The organism is Halobacillus sp. ACCC02827 (assembly GCF_030291935.1).
In the GTDB taxonomy this organism is placed as follows: Bacteria; Bacillota; Bacilli; order Bacillales; family Halobacillaceae; genus Halobacillus.
Genome location: NZ_CP128168.1, coordinates 3,299,672 through 3,323,417 on the forward strand (window position 1 = coordinate 3,299,672; position 23,746 = coordinate 3,323,417).

General features: G+C 46.1%; 20 protein-coding genes. 8 read left to right on the forward strand and 12 right to left on the reverse strand.

The window, feature by feature from the left end:
- Nucleotides 1-8: 8 nt before the first annotated feature.
- Both kynU and kynB read left to right on the forward strand, forming a co-directional pair.
- Nucleotides 9-1,289, forward strand: a complete 1,281-nt coding sequence (gene kynU, locus QRD89_RS17440; protein ID WP_286095901.1) for a kynureninase — start codon at nt 9-11, stop codon at nt 1,287-1,289.
- Between the two features lie 12 nt (nt 1,290-1,301).
- Nucleotides 1,302-1,922 (forward strand): arylformamidase, encoded by a 621-nt coding sequence (gene kynB, locus QRD89_RS17445; protein ID WP_026577824.1) that lies wholly within the window; start codon nt 1,302-1,304, stop codon nt 1,920-1,922.
- Nucleotides 1,923-2,042: 120 nt separating this feature from the next.
- On the opposite strand, the gene QRD89_RS17450 is transcribed toward kynB, so the two are convergent.
- The 3 genes from QRD89_RS17450 to QRD89_RS17460 form a co-directional block, all read right to left on the reverse strand.
- Nucleotides 2,043-3,569 carry a BCCT family transporter gene (locus QRD89_RS17450; protein ID WP_008634995.1) on the reverse strand — a complete coding sequence of 509 codons (1,527 nt, stop codon included), beginning with the start codon at nt 3,567-3,569 and terminating at the stop codon, nt 2,043-2,045.
- A 174-nt stretch (nt 3,570-3,743) separates the two neighbouring features.
- Nucleotides 3,744-3,917, reverse strand: coding sequence for a hypothetical protein (locus tag QRD89_RS17455; RefSeq protein WP_008634993.1), 174 nt, complete (start codon nt 3,915-3,917; stop codon nt 3,744-3,746).
- Nucleotides 3,918-3,959: 42 nt separating this feature from the next.
- Nucleotides 3,960-5,453 (reverse strand): phytoene desaturase family protein, encoded by a 1,494-nt coding sequence (locus tag QRD89_RS17460; RefSeq protein ID WP_286095903.1) that lies wholly within the window; start codon nt 5,451-5,453, stop codon nt 3,960-3,962.
- A gap of 130 nt (nt 5,454-5,583) precedes the next feature.
- Here QRD89_RS17460 and QRD89_RS17465 point away from each other — a divergent pair, with 130 nt between their 5' ends.
- On the forward strand, nt 5,584-6,117 hold the full coding sequence (locus QRD89_RS17465) for a sigma-70 family RNA polymerase sigma factor (RefSeq protein WP_286096894.1): 534 nt from the start codon (nt 5,584-5,586) through the stop codon (nt 6,115-6,117).
- Nucleotides 6,110-7,243 (forward strand): hypothetical protein, encoded by a 1,134-nt coding sequence (locus tag QRD89_RS17470; RefSeq protein ID WP_286095904.1) that lies wholly within the window; start codon nt 6,110-6,112, stop codon nt 7,241-7,243. The genes QRD89_RS17465 and QRD89_RS17470 overlap by 8 nt, the downstream gene beginning before the upstream one ends.
- A 43-nt stretch (nt 7,244-7,286) precedes the next feature.
- Here QRD89_RS17470 and QRD89_RS17475 read toward each other — a convergent pair whose 3' ends face one another.
- From QRD89_RS17475 to QRD89_RS17485, 3 genes are all read right to left on the reverse strand, one after another.
- The gene (locus QRD89_RS17475) at nt 7,287-8,534 is read right to left on the reverse strand and encodes an aminopeptidase (RefSeq protein ID WP_008634989.1); all 1,248 of its coding nucleotides are present in this window, start codon (nt 8,532-8,534) and stop codon (nt 7,287-7,289) included.
- Between the two features lie 103 nt (nt 8,535-8,637).
- Nucleotides 8,638-10,530: an ABC-F family ATP-binding cassette domain-containing protein gene (locus QRD89_RS17480; protein WP_286095905.1), complete on the reverse strand. Its 1,893-nt coding sequence runs from the start codon at nt 10,528-10,530 to the stop codon at nt 8,638-8,640.
- A gap of 145 nt (nt 10,531-10,675) precedes the next feature.
- Complete coding sequence (locus QRD89_RS17485) at nt 10,676-12,085, reverse strand: alanine/glycine:cation symporter family protein (RefSeq protein WP_008634984.1); 1,410 nt, start codon at nt 12,083-12,085, stop codon at nt 10,676-10,678.
- Nucleotides 12,086-12,354: 269 nt separating this feature from the next.
- Between QRD89_RS17485 and QRD89_RS17490 the strand changes: the two genes are divergently transcribed.
- The 3 genes from QRD89_RS17490 (at nt 12,355) to QRD89_RS17500 (ending at nt 15,877) form a co-directional block, all read left to right on the forward strand.
- Nucleotides 12,355-13,431 carry a Fe(3+) ABC transporter substrate-binding protein gene (locus QRD89_RS17490; RefSeq protein ID WP_286095906.1) on the forward strand — a complete coding sequence of 359 codons (1,077 nt, stop codon included), beginning with the start codon at nt 12,355-12,357 and terminating at the stop codon, nt 13,429-13,431.
- Between the two features lie 87 nt (nt 13,432-13,518).
- Entirely contained in the window at nt 13,519-15,159 is a 1,641-nt protein-coding gene (locus tag QRD89_RS17495; RefSeq protein ID WP_286096895.1) for an ABC transporter permease, read from the forward strand.
- Between the two features lies 1 nt (nt 15,160).
- On the forward strand, nt 15,161-15,877 hold the full coding sequence (locus QRD89_RS17500; protein ID WP_008634972.1) for an ABC transporter ATP-binding protein: 717 nt from the start codon (nt 15,161-15,163) through the stop codon (nt 15,875-15,877).
- A gap of 45 nt (nt 15,878-15,922) precedes the next feature.
- On the opposite strand, the gene QRD89_RS17505 is transcribed toward QRD89_RS17500, so the two are convergent.
- The 3 genes from QRD89_RS17505 to QRD89_RS17515 all read right to left on the reverse strand — a co-directional run bounded on the left by QRD89_RS17505 (nt 15,923) and on the right by QRD89_RS17515 (nt 18,517).
- Complete coding sequence (locus QRD89_RS17505; protein WP_008634970.1) at nt 15,923-16,438, reverse strand: acyl-CoA thioesterase; 516 nt, start codon at nt 16,436-16,438, stop codon at nt 15,923-15,925.
- A gap of 64 nt (nt 16,439-16,502) precedes the next feature.
- Entirely contained in the window at nt 16,503-17,834 is a 1,332-nt protein-coding gene (locus QRD89_RS17510; RefSeq protein ID WP_286095907.1) for a sensor histidine kinase, read from the reverse strand.
- Nucleotides 17,831-18,517, reverse strand: coding sequence for a response regulator transcription factor (locus tag QRD89_RS17515; protein WP_008634967.1), 687 nt, complete (start codon nt 18,515-18,517; stop codon nt 17,831-17,833). The genes QRD89_RS17510 and QRD89_RS17515 overlap by 4 nt, the downstream gene beginning before the upstream one ends.
- Nucleotides 18,518-18,702: 185 nt before the next feature.
- Between QRD89_RS17515 and QRD89_RS17520 the strand changes: the two genes are divergently transcribed.
- Complete coding sequence (locus tag QRD89_RS17520; RefSeq protein WP_286095908.1) at nt 18,703-19,857, forward strand: S1C family serine protease; 1,155 nt, start codon at nt 18,703-18,705, stop codon at nt 19,855-19,857.
- Nucleotides 19,858-20,052: 195 nt separating this feature from the next.
- On the opposite strand, the gene cls is transcribed toward QRD89_RS17520, so the two are convergent.
- The 3 genes from cls to QRD89_RS17535 form a co-directional block, all read right to left on the reverse strand.
- Nucleotides 20,053-21,495 (reverse strand): cardiolipin synthase, encoded by a 1,443-nt coding sequence (gene cls / locus QRD89_RS17525; RefSeq protein ID WP_008634964.1) that lies wholly within the window; start codon nt 21,493-21,495, stop codon nt 20,053-20,055.
- 156 nt (nt 21,496-21,651) lie between these two features.
- The gene (locus QRD89_RS17530) at nt 21,652-22,194 is read right to left on the reverse strand and encodes a transcription repressor NadR (RefSeq protein ID WP_062514922.1); all 543 of its coding nucleotides are present in this window, start codon (nt 22,192-22,194) and stop codon (nt 21,652-21,654) included.
- An 81-nt stretch (nt 22,195-22,275) separates the two neighbouring features.
- The gene (locus QRD89_RS17535; protein ID WP_286095909.1) at nt 22,276-23,733 is read right to left on the reverse strand and encodes a glycoside hydrolase family 32 protein; all 1,458 of its coding nucleotides are present in this window, start codon (nt 23,731-23,733) and stop codon (nt 22,276-22,278) included.
- Between the last annotated feature and the right edge of the window lie 13 nt (nt 23,734-23,746).

Sequence of the window (23,746 nt, forward strand, 5' to 3'; positions counted from 1 at the left end):
AACCCGAAATGACAAAGCATCTATGGACGTTGGACGCCGTTCGGAAGTTGGACCAAGAAGATCCGATGAAGCACTTCAAGAAAGAGTTTTACTTGAAGGAAAGCAGCTATTACATGGATGGAAACTCACTGGGCCTGCTTTCCAAACGGGCAGAACAATCGTTGTTTACGTCACTGGAGGATTGGAAAACCTCGGGGATTGATGGATGGACGGAAGCGAAAGAGCCGTGGTTCTATTTGTCGGAGAAGCTGGGAGACGAGACGGCTCCCCTCATCGGAGCAAAGCCGCATCAGGTTATTAACACCGGCTCCATTACGACCAATCTCCACCAACTGCTGGCCACTTTCTACAACCCGGCAGGTAAAAGAACAAAAATTCTTGCAGATACCTTGAATTTCCCATCCGATATCTATGCTCTGAAAAGCCAAATCAAACTTCGGGATTTAGACCCGGCACAAGAGTTAGTACAGATTCAAAGCAAAGATGGTTACACGCTGGAGGAGACGCACATCATCAATCAAATGGGAGAGGATATTGCTCTGTTGCTGCTGCCTTCTGTCCTGTACCGCAGCGGTCAGCTTCTGGATATCCAAAGGATTACAGAAGCAGCGCACAAACATGGCATCATCGTCGGTTTCGACCTGGCTCATTCCATCGGCTCTGTTCCGCACTCCCTTGATGAATGGGGAGTCGATTTTGCCGTTTGGTGTACGTATAAATACTTGAACAGCGGACCAGGAGGTGTCGGCGGTTTATATGTCAACGAACGTCATTTAGGCAGGAGTCCCGGCCTTGCCGGGTGGTTCAGCTCTAATAAACAGAAACAGTTCGACATGGAACACGAACTGACGCCTGCTGAAGATGCCGGTGCTTTCCAGATTGGAACCCCGCACATTTTGAGCTCCGCCCCGCTTCTTGGTTCCTTGGAGCTTTTTCACGAAGCTGGTATAGACACTATACGGACTAAATCATTAAAGCTGACGCGGCTTTTTATGGACCTCATCCATCAAGAGCTTTCCGGGAAAGGCTTCCGTATCGCCAATCCTATGGAAGATGAACGGCGAGGCGGCCATATCTGTCTTCTGCACAAAGAGGCAGCAAGTATATGCCAAGCATTGAAAGTAGAAGGAGTCACCCCGGATTTCCGGGCACCAGATGTTATCCGACTCGCTCCGATCGCTTTCTACACATCCTTCGAAGATGTATTTACAGTGGTCCAGGTATTGAAAGACATTATGGACCAAGACAAGCATAAGCAATATGAAAACGAGCGTGGAATCATAGCATAAGGAGGCAGAAACATGAAACTTATCGATATCAGCATGCCCCTGCATGAAGGAACCCCGCCATGGCCGGGAGATACGCCTTTTCACTATGAGCATACATTTACGATGAAAGAAACAGGTTCTGTTAATGTCGGTCAATTCCAGGCAAGCAACCATATCGGAACCCATGTGGACGCGCCTTACCATTATGACTCCAATGGGTGGAGAATTGCTGAAGTCCCATTGGAGAGATATATCGGTGATGCTTTAGTCCTCTCCCTTCCGGATAAAGATAGAATTCAAGCGAAAGATTTGGAAGGCATCGACCTGACAGCCGTAACGAAGGTGATACTCCAAACAAAGAGTTGGAAAGACCGCACTAAATTCCCGAATACCTACACCACCATCGGCGAAGATCTAGCTCCCTTGCTTCGGGAACACGGCATCGATTTGATCGGCGTGGATACGCCCTCTGTCGATACGGAAAAAAGCAAAGCTTTACCTGGTCATCATTCCTTATATGCTAACGACATTCTCATCCTCGAAGGTCTGCAATTGGATCACGTTTCTCCTGGATTTTATGAACTCATGGCTTTTCCGTTGAAAATGGAGGACGGCGATGGGAGTCCGGTACGTGCTGTGTTGCGAGAAAAATAATTCTCCATAAAAAAAGCTTAGAACCCATGCTCTAAGCTTTTTTCCTTTTATTGATTCACTTTACCTTAAGAAAGAGTGGATAGGGTGATACGACGACGGCCTCTCCTTCCCCTTCCAAAGTCATTTCCTATTTGTTTTTTGCTCGAAGGCCAGTTGTTTAGCGACCTTAGGAGCAAGCCACAGCATTGGAAGCAGCAAAATGGAAACAGGTACAGCGGTGACAACAATAAAGTTCTGCAACTGCGTAATTCCGCTGTCTCCTGTTACCAACAAGATCACTGCGATTGCGCCCATCAGAACCGCCCAAAAGACACGAACCCATTTCTTAGGGTCCCCCTGTCCTGTGACAGCCATAGCAATGGTATAAGACATGGAATCTGTTGTGGTCACGACGAAAAGAATCGTCAATACCAAAAACAATGGTGAAATGATAGTCGCCAGAGGGAACTGCTCCGTGATGGCAAACATAGCCGCCGGGTTCCCCCCGGCCTCCAACGCTTCTGAAATTGATCCTGGATTACTTAACTCAAAGGAAATCCCGGAACCGCCCAGCACGGTGAACCAGAAGGTAGAAATAATCGGTGCGAAAATAGAAACGGCTATAATAATGTCACGAATCGTCCGTCCTCTGGAAATTCTACTTACGAGAATAGCCATCATCGGTCCGTACCCAATGAACCATCCCCAGAAGAATACGGTCCAGCTGGACAACCATCCTTCATCTCCCCGATACATACTCATCGGAACAAATTGATCGATATAATAGCCGAAAGCTGAAAGAAAATGATTGATGATAAACCCGCCCGGTCCAAAGATAACGATGAAGATCATCAAACCTAACGCGAGCCGGACATTGAAATTACTCAGGAACTGAATTCCCTTATGCAATCCTGTTACTGCGGAGATAGTCGCAACCAGCACCACGGCCAATATGATAGTGAACTGTGTGCCGAATTCATCCGGGATTCCGAAAATGGCCTGCAAACCATAACTCGCTTGTAACCCCAAGAAGCCTAACGGACCAACTGTGCCGGCAGCAACCGCAATGACAGAGAACGCGTCGATTACGGTACCAAGCCAGCTGTTTCGCAGCTTTTCACCGAAAATAGGGTAAAGAAGGGTACGAGGTTTCATCGGCATTCCTTTATGGTAGTGGCCATACATCATAACGATAGCACTGATCGTTCCTAGAATAGCCCATGCGAGAAAACCCCAGTGCATGAAACTTTGTGCCAAAGCTGGATCGACAGCTGCTTCCGTACCTGCTTCCACCCCGGCTTGGGATGGCGGAACCGTCAGGAAATGCCACATCGGCTCGGCCGCCGCCCAGAAAACACCGCCGCCCGCCAGAAGGGTAGCCATAATGATAGAAAGCCATTGATATAAACCGAGCTCGGGCTTCTCCCTGTTTCCCATCTTTACCTTTCCATATTTAGAGAAACCAAGCCAAAGGCCCACAAAGAACGTAGCTAACATAAGTACCTGCCAGAAGGCACCGAAGTATTTTGCTGACCATGCAAAGCTCTCATTTACGATTAGTTCGATCAAATCAATATCGATTAAGGCAAAAATTACGAATAGTACCAGCAGTCCGCCGCTGATCGCAAATACCGGCCAATCGATTCCATTTGTTTGTTTATTTTTCATGATTCTCTCCTTCATAGTAACTCTTAGTTGTTTTAAGCACAGTGGACCACTTTAACATCAAGGGATTCGGATGTAAAGAAACAGTTTACTCCTATCGTTTGGTAATATTCCCCTGATGTTGCATTATATCCTGACAACTCCATGAGAAAAAGGTCACGCTTCCGTGACCTTTTTTCATTCTGATTCGTCATATTCAATTTCTTTATCTTTGTGTCTTCTTTGACACTCTTTGCAAAGCTTCATTTCCTGTTCCTGCTTGCTCGTCAAAAGTGTTCCACAGCTGCTGCATTTGTCAAACTCATTAGGGTTCGCCTGGAATCCCGGGAGTTCATGTTCTGGACCTGGCATTTACATCGCTCCTTTCCTTTCTTATTCCCTTACTCCACGTTTTCAATCAGCCGAAACTTCTTTCGCTGCCATTAAACCGGAGAGTGTGACACCGAGGGTGCCTGCCCCCGGGAATACCGTATCGCCACATTGATGAACACCGTCGATACCTGTACGGACCGAATAGCTCTTCAACCAGCTGTATCTCCCATCCGGTGCATATCCTCCAACTTTTCCTTCCTTTCTTCTCAGCCACTTATGAAAAGTCAATGGTGTACCCGGCAGGACAATATCCAACCCTTCCGCGAATCCCGGGAAGTAGTGTTCCACCGTCTGAAGCATCCGGTTTTTCATGGCTTCTTTATGTTCTTCATACTCCTCCGCCTGCCACCACTGCTCCAACTCCGTATGGGTCGATATGGTAAGAGACCGCTTCCCTTCAGGCGCCATGCTCTCATCTGACGGATCGGAAAGGGATAAGAGGAACTGCCCTCCGTCATGCAGTTCCTCCGGCCGTTCCGGATCGATGAACTGATGATACAGCACATCTGTATTTCGGAATACAGATGTGTCGATCCCGGCATGTATAATAAAAGCCCCCCATGCCTCCCGCTGCACTTCCTTTGTCTTCTTAATATAGGTCTGTTTCAGAAGCTCTTCTGATAACGTATCATGGAGATTATGGACCGAATTGTTAAGGATGATTTCTTTCGCCTGAAATACTTTATTGCGTTTGGAATGAAGAAGGAACATTCCCGCTTCCTTCTCTACCCGATGTACAGGGTGGCGCATATAAATCTCTCCCCCGCCGCTCTTGATATATTCGGAAAGCTGTTCTGCTATCGTTGCAAGCCCTCCATGAACGGCGTAGGCACCTTTATGAAACGTCTGGAGAGCTGCACAACCAAGAAAGGCCGGACAATACTCTACGCTTGTCTGTACACTGTCCATCAGCTCTCCATTAAGAAACGTCCGAAACAGCTGGTGGCGTTCCAATCCATATTTCTTCAATCGATCTTCGACTGTCTGGTTCAGGAACGGAAGCAGACGCAAAGAAGACCGGTCCACCATCGGCAGCAGGTTTTTAACATCTTTCCATGTCCGGGGCGGAAATATTGGAAGCTTGTCTATTAAACGGTCGACAAGGGCACCGACGTAGAAGATTTCATCATAAAAAGCTTGAATAGCCGCGGACTTCTCCGGAAAGTGAAGCTCGATCTCTTCATACCACGCTTGTCTGTCCCGATAATAGTGAATGGTTCGATCAGGCATGTGGATATCCATGATCGTATCCAGTGTGGTCATAACAGGAACCTCGAGACCAAGCTCGTCATACAATTGATCAAATACACCTCCCGGTTCAAAACCCATTCCGACCGTTGCACCTGATTGGAAACGGTAGCCTTGACGGTCAAATTTCCCGGCACTTCCTCCCAGCTCATTGGAGGCTTCAAAGACAGCGACCTTTCGTCCTCGCTTCACAAGGGACGCAGCAGCTGCCAAACCACCGAACCCCGCTCCAACTATGGCTGCATCATACATCACCTTCACCTCCATTTCTTCTGTTTTCCCCCTGAACCCCCGTTTCAATACCTTCTATGCTCTGTCTGACGATAATAAAGGAAAAAAGAAGACTTTCCTCCACATGGGAACGTCTAACAATCAGAAAGGAGAGTGAAATTTGGTGATGGAACGTAAGGAGCCTTCCTTCACACGTGATGAAGCCATTGAATTCGTGATGAGGGAATACGGCGAAATGTTAAAACGGATGATATATACATATGTGAAAAATCACCACACCACAGACGATCTGTTTCAAGAGGTACTCCTGCTGGTTTATAGGAAATGGGATCGTTTTGATGGTCGTTCACAGTTAAAGACGTGGGTAATGCGGATTGCTATCAACCGCTGCAAGGATTTTCTTCGGTCTCCTTTCCAGAGAATGAAGCTCATGAAAGATCAATGGTTGGAACAGACGGATCCTAAACAGTTGGAGGACGTTGTCTTACAGAAAGAGCAGTGGGAAGAAATTGCAGAAGCAATCCTGAATATGCCTGTTAAATACCGGGAAGTTATGATTCTTACGTTTCATCAACACCTGACACAAAAAGAAATCGCAGAAGTGACCGGCATCCCCTTATCCACTGTAAAGACGAGAAAGCAGCGCGCAAGAGAAATGCTGAAGGAAAAGCTCATAGAAGGAGAGTGGACCCTTGAATAATAAGAAGAAGATCCAAGAGGCTCTTGATAATAGAATCAGTGAAAAGCCGTTATTTACGGATAGAGACCGCCGTAGGTTTTACGAAGGAAGAAAAAGGAAACATTTACGGTCGACTATTGTTCCTCGCCTGCTGACGGCTTTGCTTGCCGTTCTATTCTTATCAGGGACCATCTATTACGTGCAGTCCAGCAACCTCTTTGAACAAACCGCGTCTCCGGAGCAGAGCAAACCAGAGTCAGAAACGGAGCCATTGGTATCCGTTAAAGAACCGAAGCTTACACAGGAAGCGTTTCTGGAAGAATTCAAGCAGGTTATCCTTACCAACCCTCTCCCGGAGAATATGCAAGACGTCTTGGATAAGTACGGAAGTGGAGAAACGTTACCAAAAGTGGGTGTGGAAGAAAACGCGACCTATACCTATGCTTATCATTGGAAGGAAGACAATGACGGCATTGCAGAATCCTGGTCGCCGAAGCGCACGCCGGACCTCGAGGATTATCAAAATGGCGAGATCGACGTGTTCCTTGAAATAGACATCCCCTCCTTTGAGGTCAGTCCTTTGGTAAAGATCTCCACCCTCTCAGAAGATGGAAAGCACGTAACGATTGAGACGTTCTACTCTAATCCTACAGACCATGCCTTCAAAACTTTTGAGGATGATCAAGAGCCATTGGAAATAAACGATCTGCTGTTACGATCGATCGCCCGTGATTTGAATAAGAAGCCGGAGGAAATTACGAAAGCAGACTTGATGAACCTTCAGGAATTAACAATTAATGCATCTCATTTAGACAGCACTTATGTTGTAGATGAGAATGAAGAGGTCTTTGAAGCGATGCAGTCGCTCCGCGTCTTGAAACTCAATCATGCAGTCATCCCGGGATATCTGCTGAAGCACCTCCCCATATTGGAACAGGTCACCATCATCGGTGACACCGTCACTGACTTAAGTTCCATGCAGGAAGGGATGCAGCATGTCCAATATTTAAATATTGCAAGTTCCTCTTTCAATGGGACAGTAGATGATCTTTTAAAACTGAAATCTCTAACCATCGTCCGACTCGACCCCACCGTCGTTCCAAACTATGAGGAACTCCAATTCGAAGGCATTGATGTACGCTGGTAACAAAAAAAGGAAGCTGAAATATCAGCTTCCTTTTTCTATCTTATTATTCGAAAGTAAGAGCCCAGCTTCCTTTACGGATCACTGGTTCTGTTGTTCCATCTGCAAGAACGCCGTCGACGTCCAACTCAGCAGAACCCATCATGAAATCAACGTGGGAGAGGCTGTGGTTGATCCCGTTCTTATCAAGCTCCTCTTCACTCATGGATGAACCGCCGGTCATGTTTGTTGGATATGCTTTTCCAAGCGCCAAGTGACAGGAGGCATTCTCATCATACAATGTGTTGTAGAAGATGAGTCCCGACTGGGAAATCGGAGATTCATGCGGCACCAATGCCAGCTCCCCCAGACGACGGGAACCTTCATCCGTATCAAGAAGGTGTTTCAATGTTTCTTCTCCTTCTTCGGCTGAAAAATCGACGACTTTCCCTTCTTTGAAGGTCAGTTTAAATCGATCGATGACGTTCCCACCATAGTTCAACGGCTTTGTGCTTGAGACCGTACCTTCTACTTCATATTTATGAGGCGCGGTGAACACTTCTTCTGTCGGCATGTTAGGATTGAACGGAATCTCTTCTCCTTCTGTCTGCGCAGGACCGCCTTTCCAAACGTGCCCCTCCGGTAGACCGACAGCAAGGTCCGTACCCGGTGCCTTATAAATCAGCTTCTTATACTGCTTCTTATTCAGGAATTCACGGGCTTTGATCAATGTTTTATTGTGCTCTGCCCACGCTTCATTAGGATCCTCACGATCGACGCGGACGATGCTGAAGATTTGTTCCCAAAGTTTCTCAACCGCTGTATCCTCTTCTTCCCCCGGGAAGATCTTTTGTGCCCAGGCAGGTACAGGAATACTTACAATCGACCACGGAATACGGTCATTCATCGTGTAGGAACGGAAAGTAGACATTGCTTCTGCCCCGGCTTTGTTCGCCGCTGCAATTTTCTCTCCGTCTATTCCTTTAAGAAGATCCGGATCAGTAGAACGAATCGATAGTACTGCCGCCCCCTGCTCTGCAAAGTAGGTGAACTTCTGCTGCTGCCATTCCGGAACGTCAGATAACGTTTCTTTATCCGCATGTTCATATTTCATACGCGTCAGTGCGTCGTCAGACCAGTTAATATGTACATTCTTCGCACCAAGCTCAAAAGCTTTACGTGCTACAATACGGGTGAATTCTGCACCTTCAATAGTAGAGTTAATCATTAGCAGCTGGCCTTTTTGCAGGTTCACACCTGTTCGTAAAGCAAGATCTGCATATTTCTCTAATTTCTCAACACTAGGCATTTTCATTGAATTTTCCTCCAATTCAGTTTCCTTGTATCCGAATACATTATTTCATATTATAACCAGAACCACAAAAAAGGAGACTCGGCCAATCCGAGTCCCCCGGTTATCAGTCTTCCATTCCTTCCACAATGAGCGACAATTCTTCCCACCGCTCCATTTTCGTTTCCAACTCTGTTTCCGCCTTTTGCTGATCGGAAGATAATTCCTGCACTCTGTCATAGTTGGTTGCTTCCGCTGCAAGCTGATGATTTAAATCTTCCAGCTTCGTCTCCAATTCAGCAATTTCATCTTCAATCGTTTCCCATTCCTGTTTTTCTTTATAGGAGAGCTTTCTTTTACGGTTGGATCGGCGCGTTTCTTCCTGCAGGGAGGCTTTTTTCTCCACTTGAGCCTTTTGTTCTGTTTCCTTTTTCAATTCCAGGTATTCCGTATAATTACCATAAAATTTGCGCACAAAGCCTCCATCCTCGAAAGCGAGCAGCTTATCGACAACCCGATCAAGGAAATAACGGTCGTGGGATACAGTCACGACAACCCCAGGGAAATGCTCGAGATACTCTTCCAGGACACTGAGCGTTTCCGTATCCAAGTCATTGGTCGGTTCATCAAGAAACAAGACGTTCGGTTCACTCATCAGCACACGCAGCAAATACAACCGTCGTCGCTCTCCACCGGATAAACGTTTGATATACGTCCATTGCTGAGGTCTCGGGAACAAAAAACGCTCAAGCATTTGTTCTGCGGTAATTTCCGTTCCGTCCGCCGTACGAATAACCTCTGCCACTTCTTTAATGTATTCAATTACCTTAAGGCTTTCATCTAATTCCCCATGATCCTGCGTATAATAACCGATTTTTACGGTGGTCCCTGTTTTCACAACACCTCTGTAGGGCTGCAGGCGATCCGCCATGACGTTCAACAACGTCGTTTTACCGGAGCCGTTAGGGCCGATGATGCCCAGTCTTTCCCCCGGAACGATAAGGTAGTCGAGATTCTCAAACAGTTTCTGACCCTCATACTGATAGGTCACCCCTTGCAACTCGATAACCTGATCTCCCAGTCTTGTGGAGCCGATTGCCATATCCACTTCTTCTTTCTGTGTATGGAACGTTTCTTCTTTCATGGATTCGACTCGTTGAATACGTGCTTTCTGTTTCGTCGATCTCGCCTTTACACCAGCCCTCAGCCAGGCAAGTTCACGTCTCAGTGTGTTTTGATGCTTTTGCTCCGCCTGCCGTTCCCACTCTTCTCTCTCTGCCTTCTTCTCAAGGAAAGTCTGATAATTCCCTTCATAGGTGTAAAGCCTGCCTTTATCCAATTCATAAATCAAATTGGTCACCCGATTCAGGAAGTACCGATCGTGGGTGACGATCATCAACGCACCTCGATATGACGCAAGGAACTCTTCCAGCCATTCAATCGTTTCGTTATCAAGGTGGTTGGTCGGCTCATCCAATAGAAGCAGATCTGCCGGTTGTATCAATGCTTTGGCGATGGCCACCCTTTTTCTCTGGCCACCGGACAGCTCACCGATCTGCTTGTCGAAATAATCGACGCCTAATTTGGAAAGGATCGTCTTCGCCGCTGTATTCGCTTCCCAGGCGTTCTTCTCCTCCATGTGCTGCTGCACACGGAACAACTGCTCTTGAACATCCGTGTCCTCTGGATCTGCCGAGAGTTCCAGCAGCACTTTCTCATACTGCCTCATCGCAACCATAATTTCTGCATTTCCCTCATAAATCTGTTCAAGGACGGTTTTCTTTTCATCCAATTCAGGATCTTGAGGCAGGTATTCCACACGAAAATCCTTTGCGTGGTCCATATCCCCCGCGTCCACGCTGTCCATCCCGGCTAGAATCTTCAACAGTGTCGATTTCCCAGTTCCGTTGACACCGATCAAGCCGATACGCTGTTGATTAGCTATGGTGAAAGAAATGTGATCGAAGAGATCTTTATCTCCATAACTTTTGGTTAACTCATTCACTGATAGTAAGCTCATTCCGCTCATCCCTTTAACATAATCTGCATTCATCATATCACATCTATTGGTTTCTTTCGCTTGCCCGGCGCCAGGCCATAACGCGTCTCCAAAAAGAAAACTGCTCTGATTGATCATCAGAGCAGTTCCTGTACTTCCATCCTATTTATGAACCATGTTCGTGTTCTCTCTTCCAATATTCCATACCGTCTACATCAGGAAGATGATCCTGGTAGAAGACCGGGTCCTTACCGGCTTTCCGCTGTTTACGATAGTCATTCAATGCAGCATAAGCAACAGGTGCCAAGCGGAAGATAGCATAAAGGTTGATCAAAGCCATAATTCCCATCATTAAGTCCGCTAATGCCCAAACAAGGCCGAATTCAGCAATAGCACCGAACATGACCATCGCTAGTACTGCGATACGATAAACGAAGATATTTACTTTGCTTGTCTTGATAAAGTCCATGTTCGTTTCACCATAATAATAATTTCCAATGATAGAACTGAAAGCGAACAAGAGAATAGCAACCGCGATGAAGATGGCTGCCCACGCACCAAGCTCCGATTCAAAAGCAGCCTGTGTCAATTGAATACCGTCTAGGTCCGTATTGGCGTAGTCTCCCGCGAACAGGATGATGACAGCTGTCGCACTACAGATTAGCAGGGTATCTGTAAAGACACCCAACGTCTGAATCAACCCCTGCTTAACCGGGTGCGACACCTCTGCCGTAGCAGCAGCGTTTGGCGCACTACCCATCCCAGCTTCGTTCGAGAAGAGTCCACGCTTAATTCCAATCAGAATCATACCTCCAAAGGTTCCACCGGCAACTTCTCTGAAACCGAAGGCTCCTGCAAAGATCTGTCCAATCATATTCGGTACTTGGCCAAGATTCATGATAAGCACGTACCCAGCAAGAATAATATAGAAGATAGCCATGATTGGAATAATGATTTGTGTAACTTGTGCGATCCGATTCAGACCACCGAAGATGATCAACGCGACAGCCAAGGTCAAAATACCACCCATCAACCATTTACCGATGTCGAATGAATTTTCAAACGCAAGGCGAATGGTATTGGATTGCACAGAGCTGAATACAAGACCGTATGTAAACGTTATCGTAATAGCGAAGACTATACCCAGCGTCCTGTTCTTAAGCCCTTTCTCAATATAATAGGCAGGACCGCCTCGATATTGGTTTTTATCCGGAACTTTATACACCTGAGCTAACGTACTCTCAATGAAGCTGGATGCTCCACCCAGAATCGCAACAATCCACATCCAAAATACTGCACCAGGTCCACCGATGGTAATTGCCGCAGCCACACCAGCAAGGTTACCTGTACCAACCCGTGATGCTGTACTGATAGCAAATGCCTGAAAAGGCGATGTTCCTTTCTTCCCTTCCGCAGAAATGGATCGTTTATCGAATAACACGCGGAACATTTCCGGAATATAACGGAATTGAATAAATTTCAACTTAATAGAGAACCACAAACCTACTCCGAGCAATGCCACAACAAGGATGGTTCCCCACATCCAATCGTTTAAGAACGATAGAACTGCTTCCATACCATTCACCTCTTTTGTAATTTTTAAAATTCATTTAGTTTCCAGTTATTAACACTTTCCCGATTAAATCTTTTTAAAAACTTCGAAAAGTGACAACTTGTTTATCATATCATATATGTTAGGTTTTCTTCCATAACTCTTTACAAGATAGAAAAGAGTAAAAATTGCTATTGACATCTCTTTGATAATCCTTATCATTAAGATAGAAAAGAGATTGATAATGATTATCATTCTTCACTTAACCGATTACATAGCAGAGGTGGATGCAGATGAAAAAGAAAAAGTATTTAATTGGATTCTTATTACTACTCACTTCCCTCTTCTTAGCCGCTTGCGGAAGCAGCAGTAAAGAAGAAAGCTCGGAAACGGCGGGCGATGAAAAAGAAAAGAATAAAGGCGAAATCAACTTATATACAGGGCGGCATTATGACACAGATCAGCAGCTATACGAAGAATTTGAAGAACAAACAGGCATTAAAGTCAACGTGATAGAAGGTAAAGATGACGAACTGATTGCACGCCTGGCCAGAGAGGGCGAAGCATCAGAGGCAGATCTTCTTGTTACTGCCGATGCCGGACGCCTGCACCGAGCAAAAGAACAGGAGTTACTTCAACCTGTAGACAGTGACGTACTTACAGAGAACATCCCTGAAAAATTCCGGGATACAGATAAAACCTGGTTTGGCTTGACGAAGCGGGCCCGGATTATCGTAGCTCACAAAGATCGAGTTAATAAAGAAGACATCCAAACGTATTCCGACTTGACCAAAGATGCCTTTCAAGGGAAAGTCTTAATCCGCTCTTCCTCCAACATTTATAATCAGTCTCTACTCGCATCCATGATATCCATCGATGGGGAAGAGAATGCGAAGGATTGGGCAAAGGGTATTGTAGACAACATGGCAAGAGATCCTCAAGGCGGTGACCGCGATCAGACGAAAGCCATTGCATCCGGTGAAGGAGATGTTGCAGTCATGAACACATACTACCTCGGCCAGATGCTGAATTCTGAAGAGGAAGAAGAAGTTAAGGCGGCGGAACAACTCGAGGTGATTTTCCCTAACCAGGAAACAACGGGTACACACGTCAATATCAGCGGAATAGGTATGACAACCAGCAGTAAAAACCAAGAAAACGCTAAAAAGTTCATGGAGTTTCTGACGGAAGAGAAAGCACAGAAAGAATTTGCAGAAGCCAACTACGAATACCCTGTCAATCCAAATGTAGAAGCATCAGAGCTTCTGCAAAGCTGGGGAGACTTTAAAGAACAGGATATCCCGTTGAATGAACTTGGCGAAAACAATGACAGAGCCATTCAAATTATGAATGAAGTCGGTTGGAAATAACAGTTGAATCAGAAGTACCGCACCAGGTTTCCTGTGCGGTACTTCCACTATGAGAAAACAGTGCGGTCGTTAAAGGATGTGTCGCTTTTGAAACTCTCCAGAAAATTATCCGGTTATACAAATAGTTGGACGCTCTTCACCATAGCTATCGTTGTTCTGATCCTGATCCCCAATCTCTCCATCTTCACTAACTTTTTCACCAGAAAAGCAGAAAACTGGGAACACATACAAACGTACATTTTACCAGACCTGTTAACGAACACGGGCCTTCTCATCATAGGCACCGGATTATTCACGATTCTTATCGGGACAAGTCTAGCTTGGATTATTTCCGCGTATGACTTCCCTCTGCGTGGATTTTTTAAATGGGGGCTCATTCTTCCCCTTGCAGTTCCTCCTTATATTGCCGGATACACATACAATGGGATCCTCAATTATACAGGAGTCATTCAAACTACGTTAAGAAACCAGTGGGGAGTGGAAGTGAATCAGGACTACTTCAACATCCTGAACTTACCCGGAGCTGTTCTCATTTTCACATTATTTCTCTACCCTTACGTCTATACGATAACGCGGGCCTTCCTTGCCAACCAATCCGCTTCGTTAATTGAAAATGCCCGTTTATTGGGACGGAATCCAATGGAAATATTCTTCCGTGTCGTCCTCCCGGTGTCCAGAGGTGCAGTTGTAGGAGGAGCGAGCCTCGTTCTATTAGAAGTGCTGAATGATTATGGGGTCGTTCAATACTTTGGTGTTCCCACATTCAGCACAGCCATTTTTCAAACTTGGTTCGGAATGAATGATTTGAACGCAGCAATCAAATTATCTGCCACACTTATGATGATCGTATTTATTGTACTGCTGCTTGAAAGATGGCTGCGGGGCAGGAAGAAATATAGTACGACTACAGCCAAAGCCAGACCATTGACACCAATTCGTTTACATGGTGTAAAGGCAGCCATGGCATTTCTTTACTGTTTCCTTATCTTTGCTGCAGGGTTCTTGATCCCTGTGCTTCAGTTGGTTGATTGGCTGTTCCTGACGTATAAAAAGATCGCATCCCCTGCATTTGCACAATTAATATGGAATTCTCTCCTTGTGTCTATTGCAGGTGCAATGATTATCACCCTATTCGCTGTCATCATTGCTAATTTTTCAAGGATGCATCAAAGTTTTCTTTCCAAATTAGCATCCAAGTCGACCATTCTCGGTTACTCTATTCCAGGGGCCGTGATTGCAGTGGGAATCAGCACTGTATTCATTGACCTGGATGAGAAGCTTTCCTTGTTCTATCAACAAACGGGTCTGGAAAGCCGGCTCTTCCTGAGCACAAGTCTGATCATACTGGTGTCCGCCTATATCATACGCTTTCTGGCAGTTGGTTATAATTCCATAGAAGCTGGTTTTGATAAGATAGGCAACAAGTACACCGAGGCATCCAGAATGCTGGGAATGAACGTGACGCAGTCGTTCTTCAAAGTAGATCTCCCTATGCTGAAAGGGCCCATCATCAGTGGATTTCTACTGGCTTTCATTGAGATAATAAAAGAACTTCCCTTGACCTTGATCCTTCGGCCGTTCAACTTCGACACGCTGTCAACCAATGCGTTTAAGTATGCCAGCGATGAGAAAATACAGGAAGCAGCTCTGGCATCGATCATTATTGTATTGATCAGCGCCTTGGCTATCTACATTTTTTATCAAGTATTAGAAAAGGAGCCTACATGATATGTTTGTGACCATTCAGGACCTTACCTTCAAATACAAGAATGTGAAATCGTACACAGTCGATCACTTGAACCTTCATATTAAAAAAGGAGAAATTATTTCCATCCTTGGCGAAAGCGGAAGCGGAAAGAGTACAGTCCTACGCCTTTTATGTGGACTGGAGAAGCCTGAGAAAGGGCGCATTGTCATTAACGAGGAGACGATGACGGATGATCATACCTTCGTTCTTCCTGAAAAACGCGGAGTCGGTATGGTATTCCAAGACTATGCCTTATTCCCTCATATGACGGTTGCTGAGAACATCCGCTTCGGACTAAAAGGCATGAAGCAAAAAGAAAAGAAAATGCGCGTGGATGAAGTTTTGTCCTTAGTAAATATGACGGCATTTACAAAACGGTATCCGCATGAATTGAGCGGCGGACAGCAGCAGCGTATCGCTTTGGCCCGGGCACTTGCCCCAAAACCTTCTCTGTTATTATTAGATGAGCCTTTCAGTAATCTTGATGCGGATTTACAAATTAAAATCCGGAGTGAGTTGAAGGACATTATTAAAAAGACAGGAACCACATCCATCCTGGTCACGCACGACCGGGAGGATTCCAAGGCGATAGCGGACAGGATACTCACCATAAGAGACGGCGCAGCTTATAACTGGGAATCCATCTGTACAATGAAACAGGACCCTTCCCCCCAGTCACAACTTGTTCATATGAAATAAACGTAAAAGACGGGCTTCTTTAAAAGAAGCCCGTCTTTTAATCATTTATTTTTTCCAAGGCAGGTCTGTCCCGAACTTCTCTGCCAGTTCTTTCGATTCTTTCCTGCGGTTCTTGCGGTATTCATGTCTCTTCTGAGCTCCCGCATGGAGCCATTTCTCTTCTTCTGATTCCGGATAGACTCCAGGCACTGGAGAAGGTTCATTATTCTCATCCACGGCAACCATGGACAGGAAAGCCGTAGTACATACTTTCCGTTCACCGGAAAGCAAATTCTCTGTCGTCGCTTTTACGAACACTTCCATCGATGTGTTATGTGTCCAAGTGACGAAGGCCTCCAGGCAGATCGTATCTCCTTCAAAAACCGGCTGCAGAAAGTCTACAGAGTCCGTTGAAGCGGTGACAACGGGTTTACGACAATGACGGACGGCGGCAATAGCGGCTACGTCATCAATATGGGCCATCAACTTTCCTCCGAACAATGTTCCGTGGCTGTTCGTATCCGGTGGGAGCACGTGTGAACTTTTAACAGTCAGTGAATCTATACATGGTTTTGCTTCCATCGTCTCTGTCCTCTCTTCTATGTGAAATCGTTCTCTGTTCCTATTATACCATGTTCGTCCGTTCTCACTCTCTTCTAAAAAACTGGACCTCGAAAACAGCTCCGGTCCCATTCTTCTTGTTGGACGCGCTGATTTCTCCACCGCTCCGCTCAATGATGGCTCTGGCAATAGCGAGACCAAGACCTGTTTCTCCTCCTTTTCCTTTAATGAAACGCTCAAACAATTGTGGAAGCAATTCTTCCGGAATACCTCCTCCATCGTCTATAACACGGACCAAAAAACGATTCTCTTTCTCTTCCGTTTCGATAGAGACCTTCGTTTCGGCATGACGAACGGCGTTGCTTAAAATGTTGATCAGCGCCTGCAGTACTCTTTCCGGATCTACATTGGCGCGGAACGGCCTTGCATTTCCCATCTCCAACGCAATTTCTTTGTCTCTCGCCAATGGATAGATCAAGTCTTTGGCCTGATTGGCTATTTCAGAGAGATCCGTGTCTTCCGGATGGTAGACGTCTTCATTACTGTCCAGCTTAGCGAGTAAGATCATTTCATTTACAATCTTCTTCAATCGTTCCGTTTCGCTTACCATTACATTCAAGCCCTTTTCTCTTGCTTCCCCTTCAAACACCCCGTCCCTGATCCCTTCGGCATAACCTTGGATAGACATCAACGGGGTCTTCAATTCATGGGAGGCATTTTGGAAGAATTGCTTCTGCGAATGAATGTAGCGCGAGAGTTCTTTCGCCATCTGCCTTACGCTCTGCTCCACTTCCCGGATTTCTCCGGAAGCTTCCACCTCCTGAACATCAGAAAACTGCCGTTTCTCAATTTTCTTTAATTCTCGTTTCAATTTCGTCAGTGGAGTGACGAGCCTCCAAGTCAGCACATAACTGACGATGATAGCCATCAACAGACCGATTACGAAAACAGCAAGCATCCGGAGCGCGAAGACGGATTGGACAGCCTGCAGGTCATTGAGCGGTGTAGCCATCACCAATACCTGATCGTTTCCGGAGTTCACTGCAAAATCGTAGACCACAAATTTCTCTTCCCGGCTTTCCCACACTTCCTGCCCCATCAATTCATCCTCATACCTGTCGATCCAGGTGTATGCGATGTCTGCCGGCATCGTCCGGAACAATACTTCCCCCGTACTCCTGTCGAATAGAAGGATCGGATAATTTCTATCTTGAATCAGCTCGGACAGCTGTGTGTTCCTGTCGGGTCCGTCTTCATTAATGACGTTGATCAGCAATTCGGCTCTCCCCTTCAATTGTCTCTGTTCGTCCTGAATCAGCATATCCATGAGCAGAGAATAAATGAAGAAAGCGGTAATGGACATGATTGCGATGATCAAGGCAGCAAATGCGGCATTCAGCTGGTATTGAAGCTTCATGACCCCTTCTCCCGGAGCCGGTAGCCATGTCCCCAAACGGTCTCAATCGGAAGCTGGCTCATTTTCTTCCGCAACCTTTTGATGAGATCATCCACCGCCCGATCGCTTCCGAAGTAGTCCTCTCCCCACACCTTGATGAGAAGTTCCTCCCGGGAAAAAGCACGATTAACTTGGGATGCGAGGATGCGGAGCATTTCGAATTCTTTTGTCGTCACTTCCACCTCTTCGGATCGGAAGTAAGCCCGACGCTCGGAATAACTCAACTCTAGCTCCCCTGCGATAACCCTGTCTCCCTGTTCTTCGGAGACAGGGCGTAATGCTTCCCATCTCTTTAAATGACGCTTCACACGCGCCATCAACTCTCTCGGGCTGAAGGGCTTCGTCAAATAATCATCTCCACCAAGCTCCAGCCCCAGGATTTTATCGACTTCATCATCCTTCGCTGATATGATTAAAATGGGTACTTCCGACGTCTGCCTTATCTTCTTACAAAACTCATACCCGTCCATACCTGGAAGCATAATATCCAACACCCACAAGTCAGGTGTCTCTTCCTCAAATACCTCCCACGCCTTTTCAGCCGTATCGGAAGCGTAGACACGATAGCCTTCTTTCTTCAAATATCCTTCCACAATATCTCTTATATTCGGATCATCTTCTACAAGACCGATCTTATAGTCCATGCTTATTCCTCCTTCAAACGATCGTCCTCTACTTATTTTCTCATATTAGCGGGCGTTCTCCCTTCATTACACACTTTTTCCACATTTACTCCAAAGTCATTCCATATATCGAGCGTATTATAAAGAATGTAAGAGACATCAAGAGACATACATCGAAACGAAGAGAAAGGAGCCAGCGCTTCTCTATGTTTGATGACGAAAAACAGAAAAAACACCGAAAAAGCCAGTATAAGCGTTCTGGATTGGCCTTCAGCGTCCTAGGTGCCATCATCGCTGTTTTTCTTGTTACGACTGTGTTCCAATGGAAAGGAATTTCCATCCATATCAACACAGATCAGCCTACTGCTCAAGCGAACGAACTTGAGATTGGAGAAACACAAGAGGCCGTAACTCAGGCGATAGATGAAGCCTCCCCAGCAGTCGTCGGGATAAGCAATATCCAGAATGGTTCACAAGGTGCAGAAAAAGCCGGTACTGGATCCGGGGTCATTTATAAGAAAGACGGTAATAAAGCTTTTGTTGCCACCAACCATCACGTAGTAGAGAATGCTTCCGAACTGGAAGTCATTTTAAGTGATGGAACGAAAGTGAATGCCGAATTGAAAGGCAGTGACCCGTTAACAGATCTAGCCGTTTTACAGATAGATAGCGAACACGTCCAAAAGGTTGCCCGGTTGGGTGAAGCGAAAGACGTAGAGGTCGGCCAGACAGCCATAGCCATCGGTAACCCGCTAGGCATGGAGTTCGCTGGATCAGCCACCAAAGGTATTGTCAGTGGTCTTAAAAGGGATATCCCTGTAGATATTAACGGAGACCAACAGCCAGACTGGCAGACCGAAGTGATCCAAACGGATGCTGCCATCAACCCAGGAAACAGTGGTGGGGCATTGATAAATCTGCAAGGGGAAGTCATTGGGATTAACTCGATGAAAATTGCCAAAGCAGAAGTGGAAGGCATCGGATTTTCCATCCCGATGGATGTAGCCAAGCCAGTCATCGAGGACCTGGAATCCAAAGGACAAGTAGAACGGCCTTATATGGGCGTTTCACTCCAAGATGTCACTCAGGTACCTAATCAAATCCTGCAGGATGAATTAGGTCTCCCGGAGGATGTTAAAGGAGGCGTGCTTGTACAGGGTATCGAACAAGGTTCCCCCGCCCAAAAGGCAGGAATCGACCGGTACGATGTCATTACGGAAATCGATGGGGAAGAAATAAAATCCCTCATTGATCTAAGAAAGTATCTTTATAACGAAATGGACGATGGAGATACTGCAGATTTGACCGTTTATCGTGACGGCAGCCCAATGAATATAAAACTTACGCTAACCTCTCAATAAGAACAACAGATAAGCTATTAATTTGATATGTCTTGAAACGTCTGGCGGTTAAAGGGGACCAGGCATACGATCCCCCCTCCAACCAATGCCTGATTGAACTTTGCCGCAGACCTTTCAGACACCATTATTATAACCAACCTCTCTCGAAAGAGCCCCTGCGCAATGCGCAGGGGCTCTTTTTATTTCCGCTTCTATTTAAAGAATCGGTGATAACAGCCTGGAAATGGCTTCTTTAAACCTTATCCATTTCGATCTGGATTGATAGAGCTTCAAAGTGAGCTCTGTCGAATCTGCAATGTCTTCCTGAAATCGGTCTGCCAGGGTTTTGGAGATATCCGGATGGTAGAGGAAGGCATTGACCTCGAAATTCAACCGAAAGCTTCGAACATCGATGTTTGCTGTTCCGACGGATGCTATATTCCCATCAACTACTAACGTTTTCGCATGCAGGAACCCCTTTTGATATACATAAATGGTTGCTCCCGCCTTCAGCATATCGCCGATATTGGAGTAAGTAGCCCAGTATACGAATGGATGATCCGGCTTGTTGGGGATCATAATCCGGACGTCGACCCCGGAAAGGACAGCTACGCGGAGTGCATCCAGCAAACTGTCATCAGGAATGAAGTAAGGCGTTTGAATGTACACATAATCCTTAGCAGACAGAATCATCTTAATGTACCCATGCTTGATCTGCTCCCATTCGGAATCCGGCCCGCTGGAAACGATCTGCATGCCGACATCCCCCTTAGGTTCCGCCTGATAATAACGCTCTTCATAGACGATATCCCTTCTGGAGGCCTGGTTCCAGTCAAGGATGAAACGAGTCTGCATATGATTGACCGTTTCCCCTTCCACTCTCAAATGCGTATCACGCCAGTATCCGAAACGCTTGTTGAACCCTAAGTATTCATCGCCGATGTTAAAACCGCCGATGTAACCGATCTTCCCATCAATAATTGCCAGTTTTCTATGATTACGATAATTGATTTTGAAATTGACCTTTGGAATAAGAGACGGAAAGAAAGACTCGACTTGAACTCCTGCCTCGACCAGCTTCTTCTTGTACTTTCTCTTCAAGAGCCTCGAGCCCATATCATCATATAGTAATTTTACCTCAAGTCCCTGCTGTGCTTTCCTTATCAGGACGTCCGCCAGCCTCTGCCCGAGATTATCATCTCTAAGAATATAATACAGCAGATGAATGTGATCCTCCGCTTCTTCAATATCCTGCATCAGAGCATGGAATTTCTTCTGGCCGTCCGTGAATATTTCCACTTCATTGTTCTGGGACAGCAATGCATCATTATTCTTTAAGTGCATATAAATTAAATCTTCATATGGAATGATGTCCTCATGATACACTTCCAGCTTATCCTCCTTGATCGCCTGCAGCTGCTCCTGCACAGCGGTCAGTAAGCCAAGCCTGCTTTTCTTATCCCACGTAAAAATTTCTTTGTTGCTCAAACGCCTTCCGAAGATTAAGTATAAGATAAAGCCGACGATCGGTAAGAACAACAAGACCATCAACCATGCCCATGTCGCACTCGCATCCCTTCGTTCGAGGAACACAATCGCCAGAGCGAGAAGAACGTTAAATGCTAGGAGAAAGCTGAGTATGTGAGGTAAAAAATCCATTGGAATCACCTGCCTTTACCTATCTTACGATTATTATTTAAATATACCACACTCATCCCCGAAACCACCCTGATTAAAACAGAGGGATATCTCTTCCGCTTCATAAGAAAAAAGGGAGATGCTTCTTGATAAAGCATTTCCCTTTTTTCTGCATGGCTATTGATTCAGAAGAATACCGGCTTCTTGCAAGGCTTCTTCTGCTTCATCCAATGCTTCCTTATTATCCGCTGCTATCGTGTGGGTGTGGATACCTCCCGTGAGTTCCAAAAGATACGAGGCGTTGGTGGACTCGACCTTCCGAATGAACTTCTTCACATCCCGCCTGTTCGCTATGCGCAGCTGAGCTGTCAAGTCGCCGTAAATCGGATGTTCTACGACGACGTCCTGGACATGGACTCCGTGGTCAACAAGAATATTCAATTCTTCTTCTGTTGCTTCACCGGCATGCTGGCACACAATCGTCCGTTCGAATGCCATGTCTTCTTTCGCATCTGTCATGTACATGTACCCCTGACTAGTAGCGACAATCGGTTCATTGGCAGCTTTCAACAAGGACACATCGCCGACGATCACCTGGCGGGTCACGTTCATTTCCTCTGCCAGAGAGCTTCCCGTTACAGGAGTACGCTTCTGTTTCAATAACGTTAGAATATGGTCGCGCCGTTCACTTGCTTTCATTTTTTTAGAAGATTGACTCATCACATGACCCCTCCGTACGATTAACATAAGAACATTTTATCACAATCTGTATTTATTCTGGAAGCACACGTCCGTTAGCAATCAGGCGTGTTGAAAACCATCCAGCTTCCATTGTTCAATAGAGAATGTACTTTCACCGAGGGAGGTGAACAGAATATGTTCTTCTTCCGGCTGAGGGAAGATTCGTGAAGTCATAACTTCTTCCCCTTCATTTATGAATACTTCAAGAGAGGAGTGGTCGACGTACAAACGCATACTCTTCAACCCTTGTTCAAGGGCGACCCGACGGAATTCCGTTTTCGTTTTGTCCTCCAAATGGGGCCTGGACAAGGTGAGCACGCCGTCCTTATAACTTAAAGAAGCGTATTGGAAAAGCTCGATGGCGAATTGATCCTCAATTTTCTCAAACTCCAGGTTCCACTCAACGCTTTTCCCTTCTATCCCTCTGATTGCCTTTTGATCATTGTTAATCGTAATAGACGAATGAAGGAGCACCGGTCCTCTCATCTGCTTAAGCTCTTCCGCAGGCTTCTGAATGATCTGCGTGCCATTCCAGGTCAATTCTCTCGGAAGGGTCATGCAGTGAACCCACTGATATTCGATGGTTGGATGGGCCTGTTCATACTGGTCAGGCACACCCATCCATCCGAAGAGAAGCCTTCTACCCTGTTCGTCCAGGGTCGTTTGAGGGGCATAGAACTCAAACCCTCGGTCTAGTTCCCGGAAGTCTTCGTGCTCAAGCTTTCCAGTGTTGTAATCAAGAGCACCTGCGAAGTATCCACTCTGATACGTATTGGCATAGTTCATACCTTGAGGTTCCAGTCCTTGAGGCGATACGATCAGGATGTCTTTTCCACCTAGTGCAAACAAGTCGGGACATTCCCACATATAACCGAAGGAGCCAAGGGTCCCCTCCCCGCTTCCTGTCACCGGACCCATCAACTCCCAGTTCTTTAAGTCTGATGACTGGAACATAACAACTTTCCCTTGAAGATCTTCGCTTTGTGCTCCAATGACCATATACCAATGATCGGCTTTCTTCCAAACTTTTGGATCTCTGAAGTGAGGTGTGTACCCTTCAGGAAGGTTGACAGCCACCCCTTGTTTCTCGAAGTGTACACCGTCTTGCGATACTGCGATGCATTGATAAGCCTCCCGGTTATCATTCTCGTCTTTCACATTTCCCGTATAGAAAAGATAGAGTTCATCATCATGAACCACTGCACTTCCTGAATAAACTCCGTTTTTGTCAAACCAGTCCGAAGGCGTCAAAGCTATGGGCTCATGCCGCCATTTCACTAAGTCTTCGGAGGCGTAATGGCCCCAAAACTTCGCACCATGGCCGGTGTCGAAGGGCATCCATTGGTAGAAAAGATGGTACGTACCTTTCCATTGAATAAATCCGTTCGGATCATTCAGCAGCCCGACCGGGGGCATATGATGATACTTCAGGCGGTAAGGATCGGATTCCACTGTGTCCTTATGCTTCTCCACTTCTTCGTTAGCTAGTCTTCGTAATTCTAAATCGCGTTCTGACAAAACGACGCCTCCC

What these genes read in the sequence shown, in the direction of transcription:
- QRD89_RS17455 (WP_008634993.1), bottom strand. Translation starts at nt 3,917, where the DNA reads ATGCCAGGTCCAGAACATGAACTCCCGGGATTCCAGGCGAACCCTAAT.
- QRD89_RS17510 (WP_286095907.1), bottom strand. Translation starts at nt 17,834, where the DNA reads ATGAAGCTTCAATACCAGCTGAATGCCGCATTTGCTGCCTTGATCATC.
- QRD89_RS17505 (WP_008634970.1), bottom strand. Translation starts at nt 16,438, where the DNA reads ATGGAAGCAAAACCATGTATAGATTCACTGACTGTTAAAAGTTCACAC.
- QRD89_RS17460 (WP_286095903.1), bottom strand. Translation starts at nt 5,453, where the DNA reads ATGGAGGTGAAGGTGATGTATGATGCAGCCATAGTTGGAGCGGGGTTC.
- kynB (WP_026577824.1), top strand. Translation starts at nt 1,302, where the DNA reads ATGAAACTTATCGATATCAGCATGCCCCTGCATGAAGGAACCCCGCCA.
- QRD89_RS17475 (WP_008634989.1), bottom strand. Translation starts at nt 8,534, where the DNA reads ATGAAAATGCCTAGTGTTGAGAAATTAGAGAAATATGCAGATCTTGCT.
- QRD89_RS17485 (WP_008634984.1), bottom strand. Translation starts at nt 12,085, where the DNA reads ATGGAAGCAGTTCTATCGTTCTTAAACGATTGGATGTGGGGAACCATC.
- kynU (WP_286095901.1), top strand. Translation starts at nt 9, where the DNA reads ATGACAAAGCATCTATGGACGTTGGACGCCGTTCGGAAGTTGGACCAA.
- QRD89_RS17490 (WP_286095906.1), top strand. Translation starts at nt 12,355, where the DNA reads ATGAAAAAGAAAAAGTATTTAATTGGATTCTTATTACTACTCACTTCC.
- QRD89_RS17515 (WP_008634967.1), bottom strand. Translation starts at nt 18,517, where the DNA reads ATGGACTATAAGATCGGTCTTGTAGAAGATGATCCGAATATAAGAGAT.
- QRD89_RS17520 (WP_286095908.1), top strand. Translation starts at nt 18,703, where the DNA reads ATGTTTGATGACGAAAAACAGAAAAAACACCGAAAAAGCCAGTATAAG.
- cls (WP_008634964.1), bottom strand. Translation starts at nt 21,495, where the DNA reads ATGGATTTTTTACCTCACATACTCAGCTTTCTCCTAGCATTTAACGTT.
- QRD89_RS17530 (WP_062514922.1), bottom strand. Translation starts at nt 22,194, where the DNA reads ATGAGTCAATCTTCTAAAAAAATGAAAGCAAGTGAACGGCGCGACCAT.
- QRD89_RS17500 (WP_008634972.1), top strand. Translation starts at nt 15,161, where the DNA reads ATGTTTGTGACCATTCAGGACCTTACCTTCAAATACAAGAATGTGAAA.
- QRD89_RS17450 (WP_008634995.1), bottom strand. Translation starts at nt 3,569, where the DNA reads ATGAAAAATAAACAAACAAATGGAATCGATTGGCCGGTATTTGCGATC.
- QRD89_RS17465 (WP_286096894.1), top strand. Translation starts at nt 5,584, where the DNA reads ATGGAACGTAAGGAGCCTTCCTTCACACGTGATGAAGCCATTGAATTC.
- QRD89_RS17480 (WP_286095905.1), bottom strand. Translation starts at nt 10,530, where the DNA reads ATGAGCTTACTATCAGTGAATGAGTTAACCAAAAGTTATGGAGATAAA.